The 15,114-nt window shown below is 41.2% G+C and carries 19 protein-coding genes and 1 pseudogene; 4 read left to right on the plus strand and 16 right to left on the minus strand.

Features of this window, described 5'->3' with window-relative positions:
- Positions 1–21: 21 nt before the first annotated feature.
- Both ACWIUD_RS06500 and ACWIUD_RS06505 read left to right on the plus strand, forming a co-directional pair.
- Entirely contained in the window at positions 22–876 is an 855-nt protein-coding gene (locus ACWIUD_RS06500; protein WP_454147825.1) for a hypothetical protein, read from the plus strand.
- The gene (locus ACWIUD_RS06505) at positions 869–1,357 is read left to right on the plus strand and encodes a CinA family protein (RefSeq protein ID WP_454147827.1); all 489 of its coding nucleotides are present in this window, start codon (positions 869–871) and stop codon (positions 1,355–1,357) included. The genes ACWIUD_RS06500 and ACWIUD_RS06505 overlap by 8 nt, the downstream gene beginning before the upstream one ends.
- Here the strand turns inward: ACWIUD_RS06505 and ACWIUD_RS06510 are convergent.
- The 3 genes from ACWIUD_RS06510 to luxS are packed head-to-tail and all read right to left on the minus strand — an operon-like array spanning position 1,331 to position 2,223.
- A complete protein-coding gene (locus ACWIUD_RS06510) occupies positions 1,331–1,471 on the minus strand; it encodes a hypothetical protein (protein ID WP_454147829.1) in 141 nt (46 codons plus the stop codon). The two genes, ACWIUD_RS06505 and ACWIUD_RS06510, sit on opposite strands and share 27 nt — an antisense overlap.
- A 37-nt stretch (positions 1,472–1,508) precedes the next feature.
- A complete protein-coding gene (locus tag ACWIUD_RS06515; RefSeq protein ID WP_454147831.1) occupies positions 1,509–1,709 on the minus strand; it encodes a heavy-metal-associated domain-containing protein in 201 nt (66 codons plus the stop codon).
- Between the two features lie 16 nt (positions 1,710–1,725).
- Complete coding sequence (gene luxS, locus ACWIUD_RS06520) at positions 1,726–2,223, minus strand: S-ribosylhomocysteine lyase (protein ID WP_454147833.1); 498 nt, start codon at positions 2,221–2,223, stop codon at positions 1,726–1,728.
- Positions 2,224–2,388: 165 nt separating this feature from the next.
- On the opposite strand from luxS, the gene ACWIUD_RS06525 reads away from it, so the two are divergent.
- Together ACWIUD_RS06525 and ACWIUD_RS06530 are read left to right on the plus strand one after the other, a co-directional pair.
- Positions 2,389–2,814 (plus strand): MerR family transcriptional regulator, encoded by a 426-nt coding sequence (locus ACWIUD_RS06525; protein WP_454147835.1) that lies wholly within the window; start codon positions 2,389–2,391, stop codon positions 2,812–2,814.
- Between the two features lie 21 nt (positions 2,815–2,835).
- Positions 2,836–3,012, plus strand: coding sequence for a hypothetical protein (locus tag ACWIUD_RS06530; protein WP_454147837.1), 177 nt, complete (start codon positions 2,836–2,838; stop codon positions 3,010–3,012).
- 197 nt (positions 3,013–3,209) lie between these two features.
- On the opposite strand, the gene ACWIUD_RS06535 is transcribed toward ACWIUD_RS06530, so the two are convergent.
- The 13 genes and pseudogenes from ACWIUD_RS06535 to ACWIUD_RS06595 all read right to left on the minus strand — a co-directional run bounded on the left by ACWIUD_RS06535 (position 3,210) and on the right by ACWIUD_RS06595 (position 15,094).
- Positions 3,210–4,424 (minus strand): hypothetical protein, encoded by a 1,215-nt coding sequence (locus tag ACWIUD_RS06535; RefSeq protein WP_454147839.1) that lies wholly within the window; start codon positions 4,422–4,424, stop codon positions 3,210–3,212.
- 81 nt (positions 4,425–4,505) lie between these two features.
- Positions 4,506–4,727, minus strand: a pseudogene (locus ACWIUD_RS06540) (hypothetical protein); the annotation flags it as partial.
- Positions 4,688–5,716: a Rieske 2Fe-2S domain-containing protein gene (locus ACWIUD_RS06545; protein WP_454147841.1), complete on the minus strand. Its 1,029-nt coding sequence runs from the start codon at positions 5,714–5,716 to the stop codon at positions 4,688–4,690. The gene ACWIUD_RS06545 and the pseudogene ACWIUD_RS06540, both read right to left, overlap by 40 nt.
- The gene (locus ACWIUD_RS06550; RefSeq protein ID WP_454147843.1) at positions 5,694–6,383 is read right to left on the minus strand and encodes an acylneuraminate cytidylyltransferase family protein; all 690 of its coding nucleotides are present in this window, start codon (positions 6,381–6,383) and stop codon (positions 5,694–5,696) included. Before ACWIUD_RS06550 ends, ACWIUD_RS06545 begins: the two co-directional genes overlap by 23 nt.
- Before the next feature lies 1 nt (position 6,384).
- Complete coding sequence (locus tag ACWIUD_RS06555; protein ID WP_454147845.1) at positions 6,385–7,215, minus strand: beta-1,4-N-acetylgalactosaminyltransferase; 831 nt, start codon at positions 7,213–7,215, stop codon at positions 6,385–6,387.
- Positions 7,202–7,690 carry a hypothetical protein gene (locus ACWIUD_RS06560; protein WP_454147847.1) on the minus strand — a complete coding sequence of 163 codons (489 nt, stop codon included), beginning with the start codon at positions 7,688–7,690 and terminating at the stop codon, positions 7,202–7,204. The genes ACWIUD_RS06555 and ACWIUD_RS06560 overlap by 14 nt, the downstream gene beginning before the upstream one ends.
- Positions 7,687–8,982 carry a UDP-N-acetylglucosamine 2-epimerase gene (gene neuC / locus ACWIUD_RS06565; RefSeq protein WP_454147849.1) on the minus strand — a complete coding sequence of 432 codons (1,296 nt, stop codon included), beginning with the start codon at positions 8,980–8,982 and terminating at the stop codon, positions 7,687–7,689. Before neuC ends, ACWIUD_RS06560 begins: the two co-directional genes overlap by 4 nt.
- Positions 8,983–8,984: 2 nt before the next feature.
- Positions 8,985–10,031, minus strand: coding sequence for an N-acetylneuraminate synthase family protein (locus ACWIUD_RS06570; protein WP_454147967.1), 1,047 nt, complete (start codon positions 10,029–10,031; stop codon positions 8,985–8,987).
- Entirely contained in the window at positions 10,018–11,088 is a 1,071-nt protein-coding gene (locus tag ACWIUD_RS06575) for an alpha-2,3-sialyltransferase (RefSeq protein WP_454147969.1), read from the minus strand. Before ACWIUD_RS06575 ends, ACWIUD_RS06570 begins: the two co-directional genes overlap by 14 nt.
- Positions 11,081–12,424: an alpha-2,3-sialyltransferase gene (locus tag ACWIUD_RS06580; RefSeq protein WP_454147971.1), complete on the minus strand. Its 1,344-nt coding sequence runs from the start codon at positions 12,422–12,424 to the stop codon at positions 11,081–11,083. The genes ACWIUD_RS06575 and ACWIUD_RS06580 overlap by 8 nt, the downstream gene beginning before the upstream one ends.
- Entirely contained in the window at positions 12,358–12,552 is a 195-nt protein-coding gene (locus tag ACWIUD_RS06585) for a hypothetical protein (protein ID WP_454147851.1), read from the minus strand. Before ACWIUD_RS06585 ends, ACWIUD_RS06580 begins: the two co-directional genes overlap by 67 nt.
- Positions 12,553–12,600: 48 nt before the next feature.
- Positions 12,601–13,599, minus strand: coding sequence for a UDP-N-acetylglucosamine 4,6-dehydratase (inverting) (pseB, locus tag ACWIUD_RS06590; RefSeq protein WP_454147853.1), 999 nt, complete (start codon positions 13,597–13,599; stop codon positions 12,601–12,603).
- Between the two features lie 67 nt (positions 13,600–13,666).
- Complete coding sequence (locus ACWIUD_RS06595) at positions 13,667–15,094, minus strand: Eco57I restriction-modification methylase domain-containing protein (RefSeq protein ID WP_454147855.1); 1,428 nt, start codon at positions 15,092–15,094, stop codon at positions 13,667–13,669.
- Between the last annotated feature and the right edge of the window lie 20 nt (positions 15,095–15,114).

The raw sequence follows: 15,114 nt of genomic DNA on the forward strand, positions 1-15,114 counted from the left end.
CGACAAAAGGGGGACAAACAAATGGATTTCACGCTCACACGCGAAAAAAATGAAATGATTTTTTCGCTAATCTTTTTCTTTTTTGCGAGTTTTTTGTTTATCGGTATTATCACTTCTACCGCAATCCCAAACTTTGATAATTTACTCCCAATTATGCTAAAACCAAATGGATTTTTTGTCACAATGTGTCGAATCTTGCTTGTGGTGGGCTTTTTACTTGCGCTGTATCATTTTTTCACACGAAAGAAATTTAGGGTGCGCTCCCGCCTTTATGGCGATTGGACGCTTGGGGCGAGTGTGGTTTTTACCGCGCTTTTTGCGCTTAGCATTCTCTCAAATTACAGCGCAGATGAGTTAGATAAAATGATGAATATTTACAGCTACGATGAGCCAAGCGAGCTTATCCGCAATATCAAAAAGACAATCATCGATAGCGTGGTATTTGTGTTTTTTATCCTAATGCCGCTTATTAGCTTTTTTTACAAGCAACGCGCCTATGATAGATACTTTAAGCGCGTGTATGATAGCTATTTTTATCAAACATATTTGCGCGAAGTCTCCCCATCGATGAATACAAGCATATTTTTTCTCTTTGGTTATAGTGTCGAATCTTACTCATTTACTATGCGCCCGATAATTGATTGCGCGCTCTCTGTGATTTGCATTTTGCTTTTCGTGCGAATTGCCATAAGTTTGCGAAAAACCATTAGCTTTTATTCGGTGATGAATTTGGTGATTTTAATCATCGGCTTTGGGCTATTTCTCTACTCTGCCGAAGTGCTGTCGCGCGGAAATTTCTACTATGTGGGCATATTTTTTTACACAATCGGGCTTTTGTATTGGTATATAAATATCGCCATAAGATTGCGTGGGTAGCGTGGAATCTAATATCGCAAGAGAAATTATTGACTTTTTAGTGCGTGAAAACAAAAGCATTGCCGTTGCCGAATCTTGCACGGGCGGACTAATCAATTATGCTTTTAGTCAAATTAGTGGCGCAAGTAGCGCATTTCGTGGCGGAATCGTGTGTTATCAAAACGCAATAAAAACGCGCGTTTTGGGTGTAGATTCAGCGATTTTGGCACAAAAAAGCGCGTATAGCGTGGAAGTGGTGGATTTAATGCTTATGCAAATTAGCAAAATAATGCAAAGCGACTTTGTCATCGCCACAAGCGGAATCGCTGGACCAAATGGCGGAAGCGATGAAATGCCTGTGGGGACGATATTTGTGGGCGTAAAAAAACGGAACGAAAAATCCATTATCAAAAAAGTGCACTTTAACGGCACTCGAATCGCCATTCAAACCCAAACCACGCAATACGCGCTAGACTTATTCAAAAGCGCATTTATAAAGTAGATTTTCACACAGATTCTGCGAAAGGCAACAAAAATCGTAAATTCTGCGAAAGGCAACAAAAACGCAGAATCTTGCGTGATTTTTGCGAGATTCTGCGATTTGTCTTGAAAACAATGCGAGATTCTGCGTTTTTTAGATTTTCACAGAATCTCTATTCCACCTCAAATCCACTATCCAAAATCGCCTCTTTGATTGCCTCCAAAGTCGCTGGCGATTCGTAATCCACGCGCACGATTTGCACATCCAAATCCACGCGCACTTCGCCCACGCCACTAACTTCTCTCACAAATCGCGTGATTTTATCTACGCAAGCCTTGCAGTGCATTCCGCTGACTTTTAATTCAACCCTCATTTCAAATCACCAAAAATCACTTGCCAAGCATTTCATCGCTTAAAAGCAACTCGCTTGTATTCATAATGCCAATGCCCTTTTCTAGCGTGGATTGCGCAATCTTTTGCGCTTCATTTAGAGAGTGCATTTCAAACGAGCCGCATTGATATTTGTTTGCCTCAGGGATTTTGTCCGTTTTCAAAATATCGCGCATACTCGCTTCCCACGCATCTTTCACGCTATCCTCGCTAGGCACACCGAGGACGCTCATATAAAAGCCCGTGCGACAGCCCATAGGCGAAATGTCGATGATTTCGACATTTGGCGCATTCAAATGCTCCCGCATAAATCCCGCAAAGAGATGCTCCATCGTGTGAATCCCTTTTTCGCTCAAAATCTCTTCATTTGGCTTGCAAAAGCGCAAATCAAAAACGGCGATTTTATCGCCCTTCGGCGTCGCAAGCGTTTTGGCTAGGCGCACCGCAGGGGCTGGCATAATGGTATGATTGACTTTAAAACTATCTAATAGTGGCATTTTTTGTCCTTTTTTTTTTGAAATTTAAAAGCGGGATTGTAGTTTTTTAACATTTAAAGCAACATTAAATTTGCGATAATTTTGCCAAATTTTTCAAAAAACCATTGACTTATACCTACTATCATCTTTTATAATTACATTTTTATTTTACAAAATGGAGCGAAAATGGCATACACAATCAAACAAGTCGAAAAAATCACAGGCGTATCCTGCTACACACTGCGCTTTTGGGCGAAAAAGGGCGTATTTCCAAGCATTGAGCGCGACAAAAATGGCGTCAAATATTTCAGCGACAGCGATGTGCGGTGGGTAAATTGGGTGGTTTGGCTACGCGATGCGGATATGAGTTTGGAGGATATAAAAAGCTACGCAGAAATGTTCGCACAGGGCTTCCGCACGGCAAAACAGCGCAAGGCATTGCTAGAAAAAGCGTTTAAAAAAATACAAGCGCGAATGGCGCGAATACAAGAAATTTCAGGGCATTTGCAGAAAAAAATCGCAATGTATGATGAGAGTATTGCGCGTGGCGTGGATTTATTTAATGTGCAAAGTGCGGATTATAAGGATTGCAACGAGGCGGTAAAAAAGTAGAAGTTGAATGTGGCAAATCGCGTGAGATTTGGGGTGAAATGCGCCGAATCGTCATTGCGAGGCAGTTTGAGCGATAGCGAAAACAACGAAGCAATCCACAAATCAAAAATAAATCACCCCTTTCCGTCATTGCGAGATTCGGCAACGCCGAATCAAAACAATCCAAATCACACGGATTTAAAAGATAGATTCGCGTAATGTAAAAATATGAATCAATAAATTATTACATTTAGATTCACACAAAATAAGCGATTCGCCTTTGATTTACGATTCGCTGAAATAGATTGCTTCGTTGCACTCATTTAATTCGTGCGTCTCGCAATGACGAAATACAGGGCAGATTCTGCGAATCGCAGAATCTCGCACAAAAATTTTCACAAATTTACCTCAAAATCTCATCCCAAATGTGCCCTTAATTCGCCCAATAATCGCTTACATTTAGCATTATCAATCCCGTGCATTGCACAAGCTTGGGCGATTGTTTCGCTATATGCTTTATTGCAAGATAGACAATACAATCCATACCGACCAAAGATTTTTTCACCAATTTCGCCAAGTCTCTCCAAAACCCACGCCACATTGCTTTGTGCTGTAATATTCGCAGAATCTGCATTGTGTGGATTTTTCAAATAATATGGACACTGCATTATGCGCCAAAATTCCGTGTGATAAATGTCTGGATTGCGACTAAATTCACACCAATAACCGATTGTCGCCTCATCCCAGCTCTCATTATTTTTGCAAATCTGCATTAAAATTATAGAAGGGATTTTCATAGTGATATTTGGCGAGGTCGCGAGATTTTCACAAATCTTTAAAACGCCATTTTTTATTTCAAAAGAAAATGCTTCGCAAGATTCACCGATAGGATAAACGCTCATTACCAAATCTTCGCAAAACACCATTTCAGGGATATTATTTAGATTTTCAAAATATTTTAAAACCACCGCCTTATCATAATTTTGTGCCTTTGGATATTGCGTTTCAAACTCCGCTTTATCAAAATCATTTTTTATGTGTGATTCAACCACGCTAAAATCATAAAGATTTTGCGCCCTCTGCATTTTTTGCAATCCAGATTCTGCACTCCACGCATCACCAAAGAGCAATGGCAAAACTTCTACCTTGCTATCCTTAAAAGCACTAGTTACATCAAAAATCGTATTTTTACGCAAGAGTTTCATATATTTCAAATGCGCAGGGTGGTTTAAAATAAAATGCGAAGCAAAGGGCAAAAAATATTTCGCATCATACATCTCACACGCCTTTTTTAGCATTTCAAGTGTGGCGGTGCGGGACTTTTCATAAATCTCTATTTTTTGTGTGTCATTTAAGTGCGTCCAAGTCGCAGGATACCCACTAGCACCGGGCGAAAACGCAGAGCAGATTAAATCTACGGATTTAATCTTTTCGTGGATTTTGTGATTTATCCCAGCGTCATTGATATTTAAAATGTGAAAATCGCCCAATTCAAGCAAAATCTGCGCATCATTCCACAGCGAAGCAGGTTCATAAGTGGTGATAAAAACATCATTTGCGATTTTTACTCGCTCCCCAAATTTCGCACTAATGATATTTTCAAATCCCATTTTTTGCAAATGCGCTTCCATTCGCCCATTTGCAAAGGCAGGGACAAAAATGGGTGTTTGTTTATCAAAATATTTTAAAGTCGCAGGGTGAAAATGGTCGCTGTGCTCGTGCGAAATCCAAATGGCATTTGTGCGCTGTGTGAGTGTGTGGATATTTTGCGCGTTTAAAAGTGGCGTGGGATAATTGCGCCACGCGCCAAAAAACGCACTGCCAATAATCCACGGGTCGCAAAGAAGCGAAAAATTATGGTAGCGAAATTCTAGGCAGGCGTGAGAATGGAGAGTTATGCGGAGATTTGGCGAATTTTTTGGGTTTTGTGAAATTGTGGGGTTTTGTGAATTTTCGCTACGGGGGGGGGATTTTTAGTGAAAGATTCTGCGAAATTTGTGCGATTCGTAGAATCTGCATTATTTTCCGTCATTGCGAGATTTGACGAAGTCAAATCGTGGCAATCTATTTTGTCATTCTGAGCGAATGAAATGAGCGAAGAATCTATATTTGTTTTGAGATTTTTCGCTACGCTCGCAAATTCTGTGGATTGCTTCGTTGCACTCGCTTCGCTCGTTCGCAATGACGAAGTGGGGGCAGATTCTGCGATATTTTCGCCGTTTTGTTTATTAGATTCTGTGATTTTGTTGCTTTTTACAGAATCTAAATAAATATCCCCCAAATCATCGATTCTAAATGCCACTTCGCTCAAACTCGCATTTTTCACATTTGTCGCTTCCCCACTTTTGGCACAAAAACGCCAATTATGCACTTTGCAATAGATTTCATCGCGAGGCGCAGAATCTAGCGCAGATTCTGCGATATTTTCATTAGATTCTGCGTTTTTCGTGCGATTTGCAGAATCTGTATTATTTTCCGTCATTGCGAGATTCTGCGTAGCAGAATCGTGGCAATCTATTTTGTTATTCTGAGCGGAGCACGAAGTGCGAAGCGAAGAATCTCTATTTTTTTTAGATATTTCGCTACGCTCAATATGACAATTTTGTGTGGATGGTTGCTTCGCTTCACTCGCAAATCTTTTGGATTGCTTCGTTGCACTCGCTTCGCTTCGTGCGCCTCGCAATGACAAAACAGGGGTAGATTCTGCGTTTTTTAAACCATTCGCAATTCTAGTATCTTGCGCGAGAGACGAATTGCTATTACCCAAAGACGAATTGTCAAAACATAAAATCGCCCCTTGATGCGGACACACCGCACTATACACCTTGACTTCCACGCCATTTTTGTAAATAAAATATTTTTTTGCCCCCGCAAACACTTCATTTACGCCATCTTTTAACTCACTCACATTTGCTATTTTCATCTTTATCCTCCATTTTTAAAATTTCATTTGCCCTCTGCAAATCGCTTGGCAAGTCAATATCAAGCGACTCGCTCATCTCATAAAAATGCGTCTTTGGCGGTAAAAGCGTGTTGTGCGCTAAAAACGCATCTTTTTTGATGATATAAATCGCGCCATTGCTTTGATAAACCTTTGGCAGTTTTTGGCGTGGCATAAAAGGCATTTGATTGTCGCAAATCCCGCGCAGTTCGCCATTTTCATTTGCGATGAATGCTTTTAAAATCTTATTATCCGCGCACTCCACGCTAATTAGCGCGTTTGCATTGTTGCTTTTAAAGATTTTATACGCGCTCTCAATATCCGCAGAATCCCTAAAAGGCGAAGTGGGTTGCAAGATAATAATCTCATCAAAATCCCTAAAATGCCCCAAAGCGTGTGCCACAACTTCGCTAGTTTGCGTGAAGTCTCCCGCGAGTTCGCTTGGGCGATTTAGCGCAAAAACGCCCTGCGAAGTCGCGTAATCCAAAATCTCGCCACCATCGCTACTTACCACGATTTTATCCACGCAACGCGCCTTTTTCGCAGAATCTATCGCATAAAAAAGTAGCGGTTTGCCACCAAGAGACGCCAAATTTTTATTTTTGATACTTTTACTCCCAGCCCTTGCGGGAATCAACGCTAAAACCATCTTATGCCTCCAAATCAAATAAATTATAAAGTTTCAAAATCACTTCATCGCTCACATATTCGCGCGGGATTTTTCGCCCAAGCAAATGCGAGTTTTTAGCGATAAATTCACTTAGTGGTATCAAGTCCAAATGCTTTACAAACTCGCGTCTGTGCGCCTTTATTGCTGGAAAATGCCACTGCATTAACGGCGCATAAACCATTCGCAAATTGCGCGGGGCAAGCATAATTTCGCTAATTAGATTCTGCGAATTGTCATTTTTATCCATCCACTGCGAAGATTTTGAAGTGAGACGCGGGGCAAATGAAATGTTTTCATTGCAAAGTAAAAGCTGGTCGCCACCTAAAATATAGCCATTTTCGCCGTTATTTTGGATGAAAATTTGATTATTTTGGACGATGAAATTCACTCGCGGATAAACCACGCAATCTTTCGCACTGCGCGCTAAATAGAAGGTTTTATAAAGCATTTTTGCATCATAAATATGGTCGCAGTCAATCTTCATAAACCACTGCTTTTTTGGGATGAAAGATAGCGCGAAATTATAATAATTATGTAGCATATTTTGCGCTGTGGCGGGATTTTCTAGCGTGATTTTGTGCGGATATTTTTTTGGCAGAAATGATGGATTTTTGGCGCAAAAATCTAAAATGATTTTTTCGCTACCATCGGTGCAGTCGTTATATGCGATAATTCCGCGCTGAAATGCAGGTAAAATCGAGTGCAGACTTGCTTTTAGCGTCCGCGCTTCGTTTTTCACGCGGATAAATGCCCACGGATTTAGCGGAGAATGCGCGGATTTGGTGTGGGAGTCGAGTTTATAATAAGACATTTTGCATCCTAAAATAGTTTCTAAAAGGGAATTCCCCCCCCCCCCCGATATTAGATTCTGCGAAATTAGTAAATATTTTGTCATTCTGAGGTTGCGTAGCAACCGAAGAATCTCTATTTTTTTGAGATACTTCGCTTCGTGAAGTCAGACAAAACAAAGCGTGATTTTCAGAATCTAAATTGTATTCCCCCTCCATTGCGGAGGTTAAATTGATTTGTTCCCCCTCCCTTGCGGAGGGGGCTAGGGGGTGGGTAAATTTACTATTTAAAATTTTTGCGGGACTATTATTTTGAGATTTTAACCCACACCCTTTATCCCCCTCCGCAAGGGAGGGGGAAATCACAAAATCATCACTCGCAAGGGAGGGGGCAGAATCTAGTGCATTTAAAATATCTTTTGGGATGAAATTATTTAGATTTTGCAACGAAATATCGCGTTTATCACAGAATCTAAATAGTTTTTGTAGCACTCTCATCGCAAATGCTCCAAATCTACAAATTGCTTTTGGAGTTTTTGCTCCCAAAAAACACCGCGTTTTAGTAAATCAAAAAATACTTCTGCGGATTTGTGGCGTGGCGCAGAATCTACCGCAGAATCTACTGCACAATTCGCAGAATCTACCTCCAAATTGTCATATTGAGCGTTAGCGAAATATCTCTTTTCTTGCGATTTAGAGATACTTCGGGCTTCGCCCTCAGTATGACAAAAAGAGGTTTGAGATATTTCGTTGCGCTCAATATGACAATTTTTAACCTTTCTTATTGCCCCTAAAATCGCTTCTTTTTGGCATTTGGTATTTATCACACTTGGCAGATTTAGTCCCGCTCTATTGCTCTGCCGTGTGCCGACATTTATGCTAGGAATCCCTAAATGCGGTGCTTCTTTTAAAGCGCAACTAGAATTACCGATTAAAAAATCCGCTCCCTTTAAAAGCGCGATAAAATACTCAAAGCGAATACTTGGGAAAAATCTAAATTGCGCCAAATGCTCCAAAGATTTATATGCTTCCAAAATCTGCTCAAATCCCAAATCATTATTTGGATACACCACAATGTAATTTTGCCTACTCTCTTTTAATGCTTCGCATAGCGCATTTGCTTGGATTTGCATAGAATCTATTTCGGTCGTTACGGGGTGAAACAGCAAAATCGCATACTTTTCAAAATCTATGTCATAATATTTTTTTGCCACCTCCAAACTAATATCTGTGCTATCCAAAATATCCAAATCAGGCGAACCGATGATAAAAATGGACTTTTCGCTTTCGCCTAATTGCATTAGTCGCCTTTTTGCCACGCAATCATTTACCAAATGAATGTGAGAGAGTTTAGAAATTGCGTGGCGCAAAGAATCATCTATCGTGCCTGAGACTTCGCCACCCTCAATGTGAGCGACTAAAATATTATTTAGCGCACCTGCGATTGAAGCTGCGAGTGGCTCGATTCTATCGCCGTGTGCTATGATTAAGTCTGGTTTATATTCAGCGATAAATTTTGCAAAGCCATCGATTGTGTGCGCTAATGCTAAGTCCATTTGATAATATCTATCGTGGTTTATAAATTTATGGATATGCTTAAATCCGCATTTTTCAATCTCGCGCACCGTTAGCCCAAAGTGATTGCTTAGGTGCATACCTGTGGCAAAGATATAGACTTCAAAATCAGCCGAATGCTCGACTTTCAACGCCAAAGATTTGATTTTGCTAAAATCTGCGCGAGTGCCACTGACAAAGACAATTTTGCGTTTTTTATGTGTCGAATCTAGCATATTTATTCGCCTATATCGCAAATCTTTATCTGCGTATCATTTGGAATATCTCTTAACGCCACTTTTCCTAAAAGAGATTCGTAATGCTCTGCGCTTATGCCACCTTTGCTAGGTCGCTTTACCCAAATATTTTTCTCACTCAACACCTCGCCTTTTTTGATTTGGGCGATGCTAACCACACTTGCAAAGGCAAAATCTATGGTTACTTGCTCTTCTTTGGTAGGGACTTTTGCTTCATTTTCACTCCCACGCAAGATAAACATTTCTTTGCTTTGTGTTATTAGCTCACGCAAGGCAAACTCATCCATCGAGCAGATAATATCAGGTCCCCTTCGCTCCATAGTGTCTGTGAAATGTCGCTCCACCACACACGCACCAAGTGCGACAGCACCCAAACACGCAAGATTGCTTATGCTATGGTCGCTTAATCCCACAAGGCAGTCAAACGCTTCTTTTAGTGCAATCATCGCATTTAGTCGCACCAAATTTGGTGGCGTGGGATAGAGATTTGTCGTGTGAAGCAGGACAAATGGGATTTGTGCATTTCGCAGAATCTCCACGCTTTTAGCGATAGATTCTATGCTATTCATTCCTGTGCTTAAAATTATGGGTTTTTTAAATCCTGCGATATGTTTAAGAAGCGGGTAATTATTGCATTCGCCACTGCCGATTTTGAATGCCAAAACGCCCATATCATTTAGGCGATTTGCCGCAGCGCGAGAAAATGGCGTGGAGAGATAGATTAGTCCCTTAGATTCGGCGTATTCTTTGAGCGCAAGTTCATCTTTGTAGCTTAGCGCACATTTTTTCATTATCTCATAAATGCTTATTTTTGCATTGCCCGGAATAACGGATTTTGCCTCGCTACTCATTTCATCTTCGATTATATGCGTTTGGTGCTTTATGATTTTCGCCCCTGCGTTAATCGCAGAATCTACCATTAGCTTCGCCACTTCCAAGCTTCCGCCGTGATTTATGCCAATCTCTGGAATCACAAGCGGTGGCGTTTCGTTTGAAATATGTAAATTGCCTATGTTAAATGCTTTCATCATTTTTATCGCGCTCCTTTCTGTGCTTTAAAAATAATTTTAAGTCGCCAAATAATCGCATAGCATCCCTTAACGCCCTAAAATAAATGTTTGTCTTTATCCGCGCGGGACTTTTGATGTGCTTCACTCGTTCTTTAAAATGCGGTGAGAAAAACTGCAAATACGCTTCTTTTGGCGGGATTTGCACATCGTTTATAAAATCTTTTGGTTTATCTTGCGGGATAAAAGAATTATTTGTCTTTGGCGCAAGGGGGAGATTCTGCGAAATGGGACTTTGCGGACAAAGCGAGTAAAATTTCGCGCCATAGTGCTTTGCCAAAAACTCCAAGCACTGCAAATCAAACGCCTTGCTGTGATAACCCTCCGTGTGCGGGGCATTGTGCTGTTCTCTTGCGGTGATATAATCGCGCATATTTGTATCAAAACTGCAAAAATTTCGCGCCAAAGTATCAAACGCATAGACTTTTTCCCCACGATAAAAGTCAATCCCAGCAATATAAATCTCCCTAAATCCAAGTGCCACAGCAATCGCGCATAACCAAATGCCACTTGTTGGGTGGGCGAAATTATAGAGTTGATTTAGCACGGCAAACTCCAAAAATTCCGCGATTTTATGCGAGTGTGCGCCATCAAAAATGCGATTTATAAAAATATTTTGCCTAAATGCGGAGGTGAAAATCTCCATATTTTGCGAGAACTCCGCCCCCTCCAATCCAAAAGCATAAAAATTATTCAAAAACGCAGAATCTACGCTGTATTCCCCGCGATTATTTAAAAGAAGCATTGTGTAGATTTGCTCAAATAATGCCTGATTTGCGAAGCAAACGGCGCGGACTTTTTTACCTAAATAATATTTTTTCTCAAAATAAAATTGATTACAGCGAAACACTTCAAAATTTAGTGGCAAGCGAGAATAATCAATCTGTGCCAAACTTGGCGCATTTCCCGCGATAATGGCGGATTTTGCAGAATCTGCCTCCAAATTGTCATTCTGAGCGAGTGAAACGAGCAAAGAATCTCGCTTGTGGCATTTATAACTCGCGCTAAAATCAACCATTACACGCCACCAAAATACGCTCTTTTGCCAAAGTATCCAAAGTCGCAGAATCTGCGAAAAATAAATTAGATTCTGCGAATGCGTGAGATTTTGCGAAAAATAGATTAGATTCTGCGAATGTTTGAGATTCTGCGAAAAAATTCGCAAATCGCAAAATATTAGATTCTGCGAATTTCGCGCAAAACGCAGAATCTCGCATAAAATCGCAGAATCTAAATCTTTTTTTAGATTGCCACGATTTGCCTTTGGCAAATCTCGCAATGACGGCGTTTGGAATAGATTGCCACGATTTTGCTTTGCAAAATCTCGCAATGACAGAAAATATGCAATATTGCAAAGCAAAGTGCAGAATCTTACGGAGTGCGCGGACATTTACTTTTCTCCAAAGGGGATTCCCCCCCCCCCCCCGTTTTACGGCGCGTTTTTCTTGCAAATAATCAAATATATGCTTTGGCAGTCGCCACAAGTCCTTTAAAAAGCAAAATGCGCTGTTTTCGCGCAGGACTTTTTTGCAGGGCAGTTCATTTTGCGATGGCGCATAAGGCGAGGAATATCCCCACTGCGCGCATTCTCGCTCGTAAGATAACTTTTGGTAGGCGATTTCGCTTGGGATGATTATGTCTTTTGTGTAATTTGTGGGTTTAGATTCTGCGATGAAGGGGACTTTATTTTGCGCTTTTGGCACTGAAATATACTTTGAAATAGGCGAATTTGGGCAAATGGAGTAAAATTTCACTCCATAATTTTTCGCTAAAAATTCTAATGCCGCTAAGTCGATTGCAAGTGAGTGCATATCGCCCAGAGGTCCGAAATTCGGGTCTTTTTTAAGCACATTTGGCGTATTACTATCAAAGGCATAAGTCGCACTGCTTTGATATAAATCAATCCCAGCGATGAAAATTTCTCTAAATCCAAGCGCCACTGCCACCGCGCACATATAAATTCCGCTCGTGGGACGGGCATTGTAATGCAACTCATTAAATTTCATAAAGTTATAGAATGCCTCTAATTGCGCCAAATATGTCTCGCCACTTTTGATATAAGGGAAAATATGCGAATGGTCGCAGTAAAATCTATCGGGCGATTTGAACCCGATGGTGGTGGCGATGGTGCGCCCTATCTCATACTCGCCCCTAAACTTTAATACGCTGTGTGTGAAGTGATTTTCTAACAAATAATTTGGCACGACAAAGGCGAAATCGACCCTTTTGCCTAAATAATATTTGCGTTCAAAATAAAACTGATTGCAACGAAAAATGGCGAAATTTGTTAGCAGATTCTGCGAATCGCAAGGCAGATTCTGCGAATCGCTACGGGGGGGGGATTTGTAGTAGATTCTGCGAAATTTGCGCTGTTCGCAGAATCTAACGCACTATTCGCAGAATCTTGTCCGCTTGGCAACAGCGAATAATCAATTTCCGCTAAACTTGGCGCATTCCCCGCGACTATGGCATATTTTTGCATTCGCAATCCTTAAAATAAATTCCGCATTTTAGCAAAATCTCGCAGAATCTACCCCAAAATTTTTAAAATTTCATCACCTTTTAGCCATTTATCATTCGTGTGGCTACTATATTCAAAGTCCGCTTTAACGCTCACTCCACGCTCACCAAGCGCGGTTTTAGTATAATCAATGGGCGTGTTGAAGTTAATCGTGGGCTTCAACAAATAAAAATCCTCAAACTCCACGCACAGCCTCGCATCATCACGGGGAATCATCACTTCATTTAGCTTCTCCCCAGCGCGAATCCCGGTGATTTTGTGCGGGATATTTGGTGCTAACGCTTTTGCCAAATCCACGATTTTGATACTAGGAATCTTTGGGATAAAAATCTCCCCGCCCTGCATTCGCAAAAGCGATTTTATGACAAAATCTACGCCAGAACTCAGCGTGATAAAAAATCGCGACATTTTAGAGTCTGTTATGGGCAGTTCTTTTGCGCCATTTGCGATTAGCCCCCTAAAAAACGGCACGACAGAGCCACGACTCCCCACCACATTGCCATAGCGCACCACGCTAAACTTTGAATCCAAACTGCCCTTGATATTATTCGCACTCACAAATAGCTTGTCCGAGCAGAGTTTTGTCGCGCCGTAGAGATTGATAGGATTTGCGGCTTTGTCAGTGGATAGCGCGATGATTTTGGCAACTTTGTTCTCCAAACACGCCTCTATGACATTACTTGCGCCGATAATGTTTGTCTTTATGCACTCTAACGGGTTGTATTCGGCAATCGGCACTTGTTTTAGCGCGGCTGCGTGAATGCAAATATCCACGCCATTTAGCGCGGTTTTTAGGCGCGATAAATCCCGCACATCGCCGATAAAAAAGCGCATTTGCGGACTATCAAAACTCTGCGCCATTTCAAATTGTTTCAACTCATCTCTACTATAAATGATGACTTTTTTGGGGTTAAAATCCTTTAAGATTTTTCCCACAAACGCCTTGCCAAAGCTCCCCGTGCCACCTGTGATTAGGATTGTTTTGTTGTTTAGATTTGCATTTTGCATTTTTGCCCTTTAAAATTTTGTGCGATTTTAGCATAATTTTGCCCTTTGTCGCCTTTATATAGCAAATCTACGAAATTGCTTTTAGATTCGCACACTCATAGATTTCGCCAAACTCACTTCCAAGCAGACAATTCTCTAAACTCCGCTGTGAGAACAAAAATCGCCCATCGCACACAAACCCTAGCTCTTCCCAATCCACATTATTGAGCATTTCACAAATCTTTTGCAAACCCGCATTATCCACTTCAAAGCGCGGGAAAATCGCTAGCACCGAGCCATCATAGGCGTTGCAAGGGTGCAAGAAAAAGGGCTTGTTATTGCGTGTCTTGCTATTTACATAGATTCGTGGCGATTCGCTTTTGTAGTAGTCGCGCCCCCATTCCCACCAATTATGCTCATCAAATTTTTTGATTTTGCGCGCTTTTAGTTGCGATTTAAATTCTGCCAAATACGCGCAATTTTTGCCAAAATCCCCATAAATCATTTTCTTTGTCTTGCCCGTCTTTGCGCTAAATGAGCAGACAAAATCCATATTGCCAAATTTTTCATTTGCAAAAATGCTATCCGCCCCGCTTACCGCGCCCACTTTGACAAAAAATAGCGAACTAAAGGGGATTTCATAGCGTTTGCGCGTAAAAATTATCTGCCCACTAATGCAGTTAAAAATCTTTTTTTCGTGGCAATCTTGCAGGTTTTGGCAACTACACTTGCGTGAAAAATCACCCTTTTCAAACCGCCAAATAACGCAATTTGGCTGAGCTTTGCTAAAAATCCGCTTATCGCCAAGTTCCACAAAATCCGTGATACTGCCTTGCGCATAAAGAAACGCATTTAGTTTCACGCTTGCCGTGCTTTTTAGAAAATCGCGTGGTGTGATAAAGATTAACTCGCCCCTGTCGCGCAAATGCAACACGCATTTATAAATAAAAAAGAGATAAAGATTGCTTCGCAAATCAAATATGTCGCTAAAGGGTTTTAGAAGCGACTTTGTAGAATCTAGTATGTCTTGGTAGCGCACATACGGGGGATTGCCGATGATTGTGTCAAATTTTTCGCTCACAGGGTAGGCAAAAAAGTCTGTATTTAGGATTGTGCCGTCATTGCGAGATTTTGTGATTGTGTCAAAGATTGCAAAATCGTGGCAATCTATGGATTCCCCCTCCCTTGCGGAGGGGGCTAGGGGGTGGGTAAAATCTATTTCCAAATCATAAAACCCACCCCCTTTATCCCCCTCCGCAAGGGAGGGGGAAATTGTGCCATTGTGAGTGGTTTGCAAAAACGCATAGCAATGTATTTGTGCTTTATCAATCTCAATACCGATTGTATTGCTTGGCAAATGTGTGAAAAACGCGCCATTGCCACAGCTTGGCTCTAAAAATCGCGGATTTTCTACGCGTTCTACGCTTCGCACAAGTTTTAGCATATCAGCGACAATATTTTGCGGAGTAAAAACCTGCCCTAATTGCGCGACATTAAGACTAGATTTAGGATTCACAAAAATACCTTAAAAATTTC

The organism is Helicobacter sp. 23-1044, assembly GCF_053654695.1.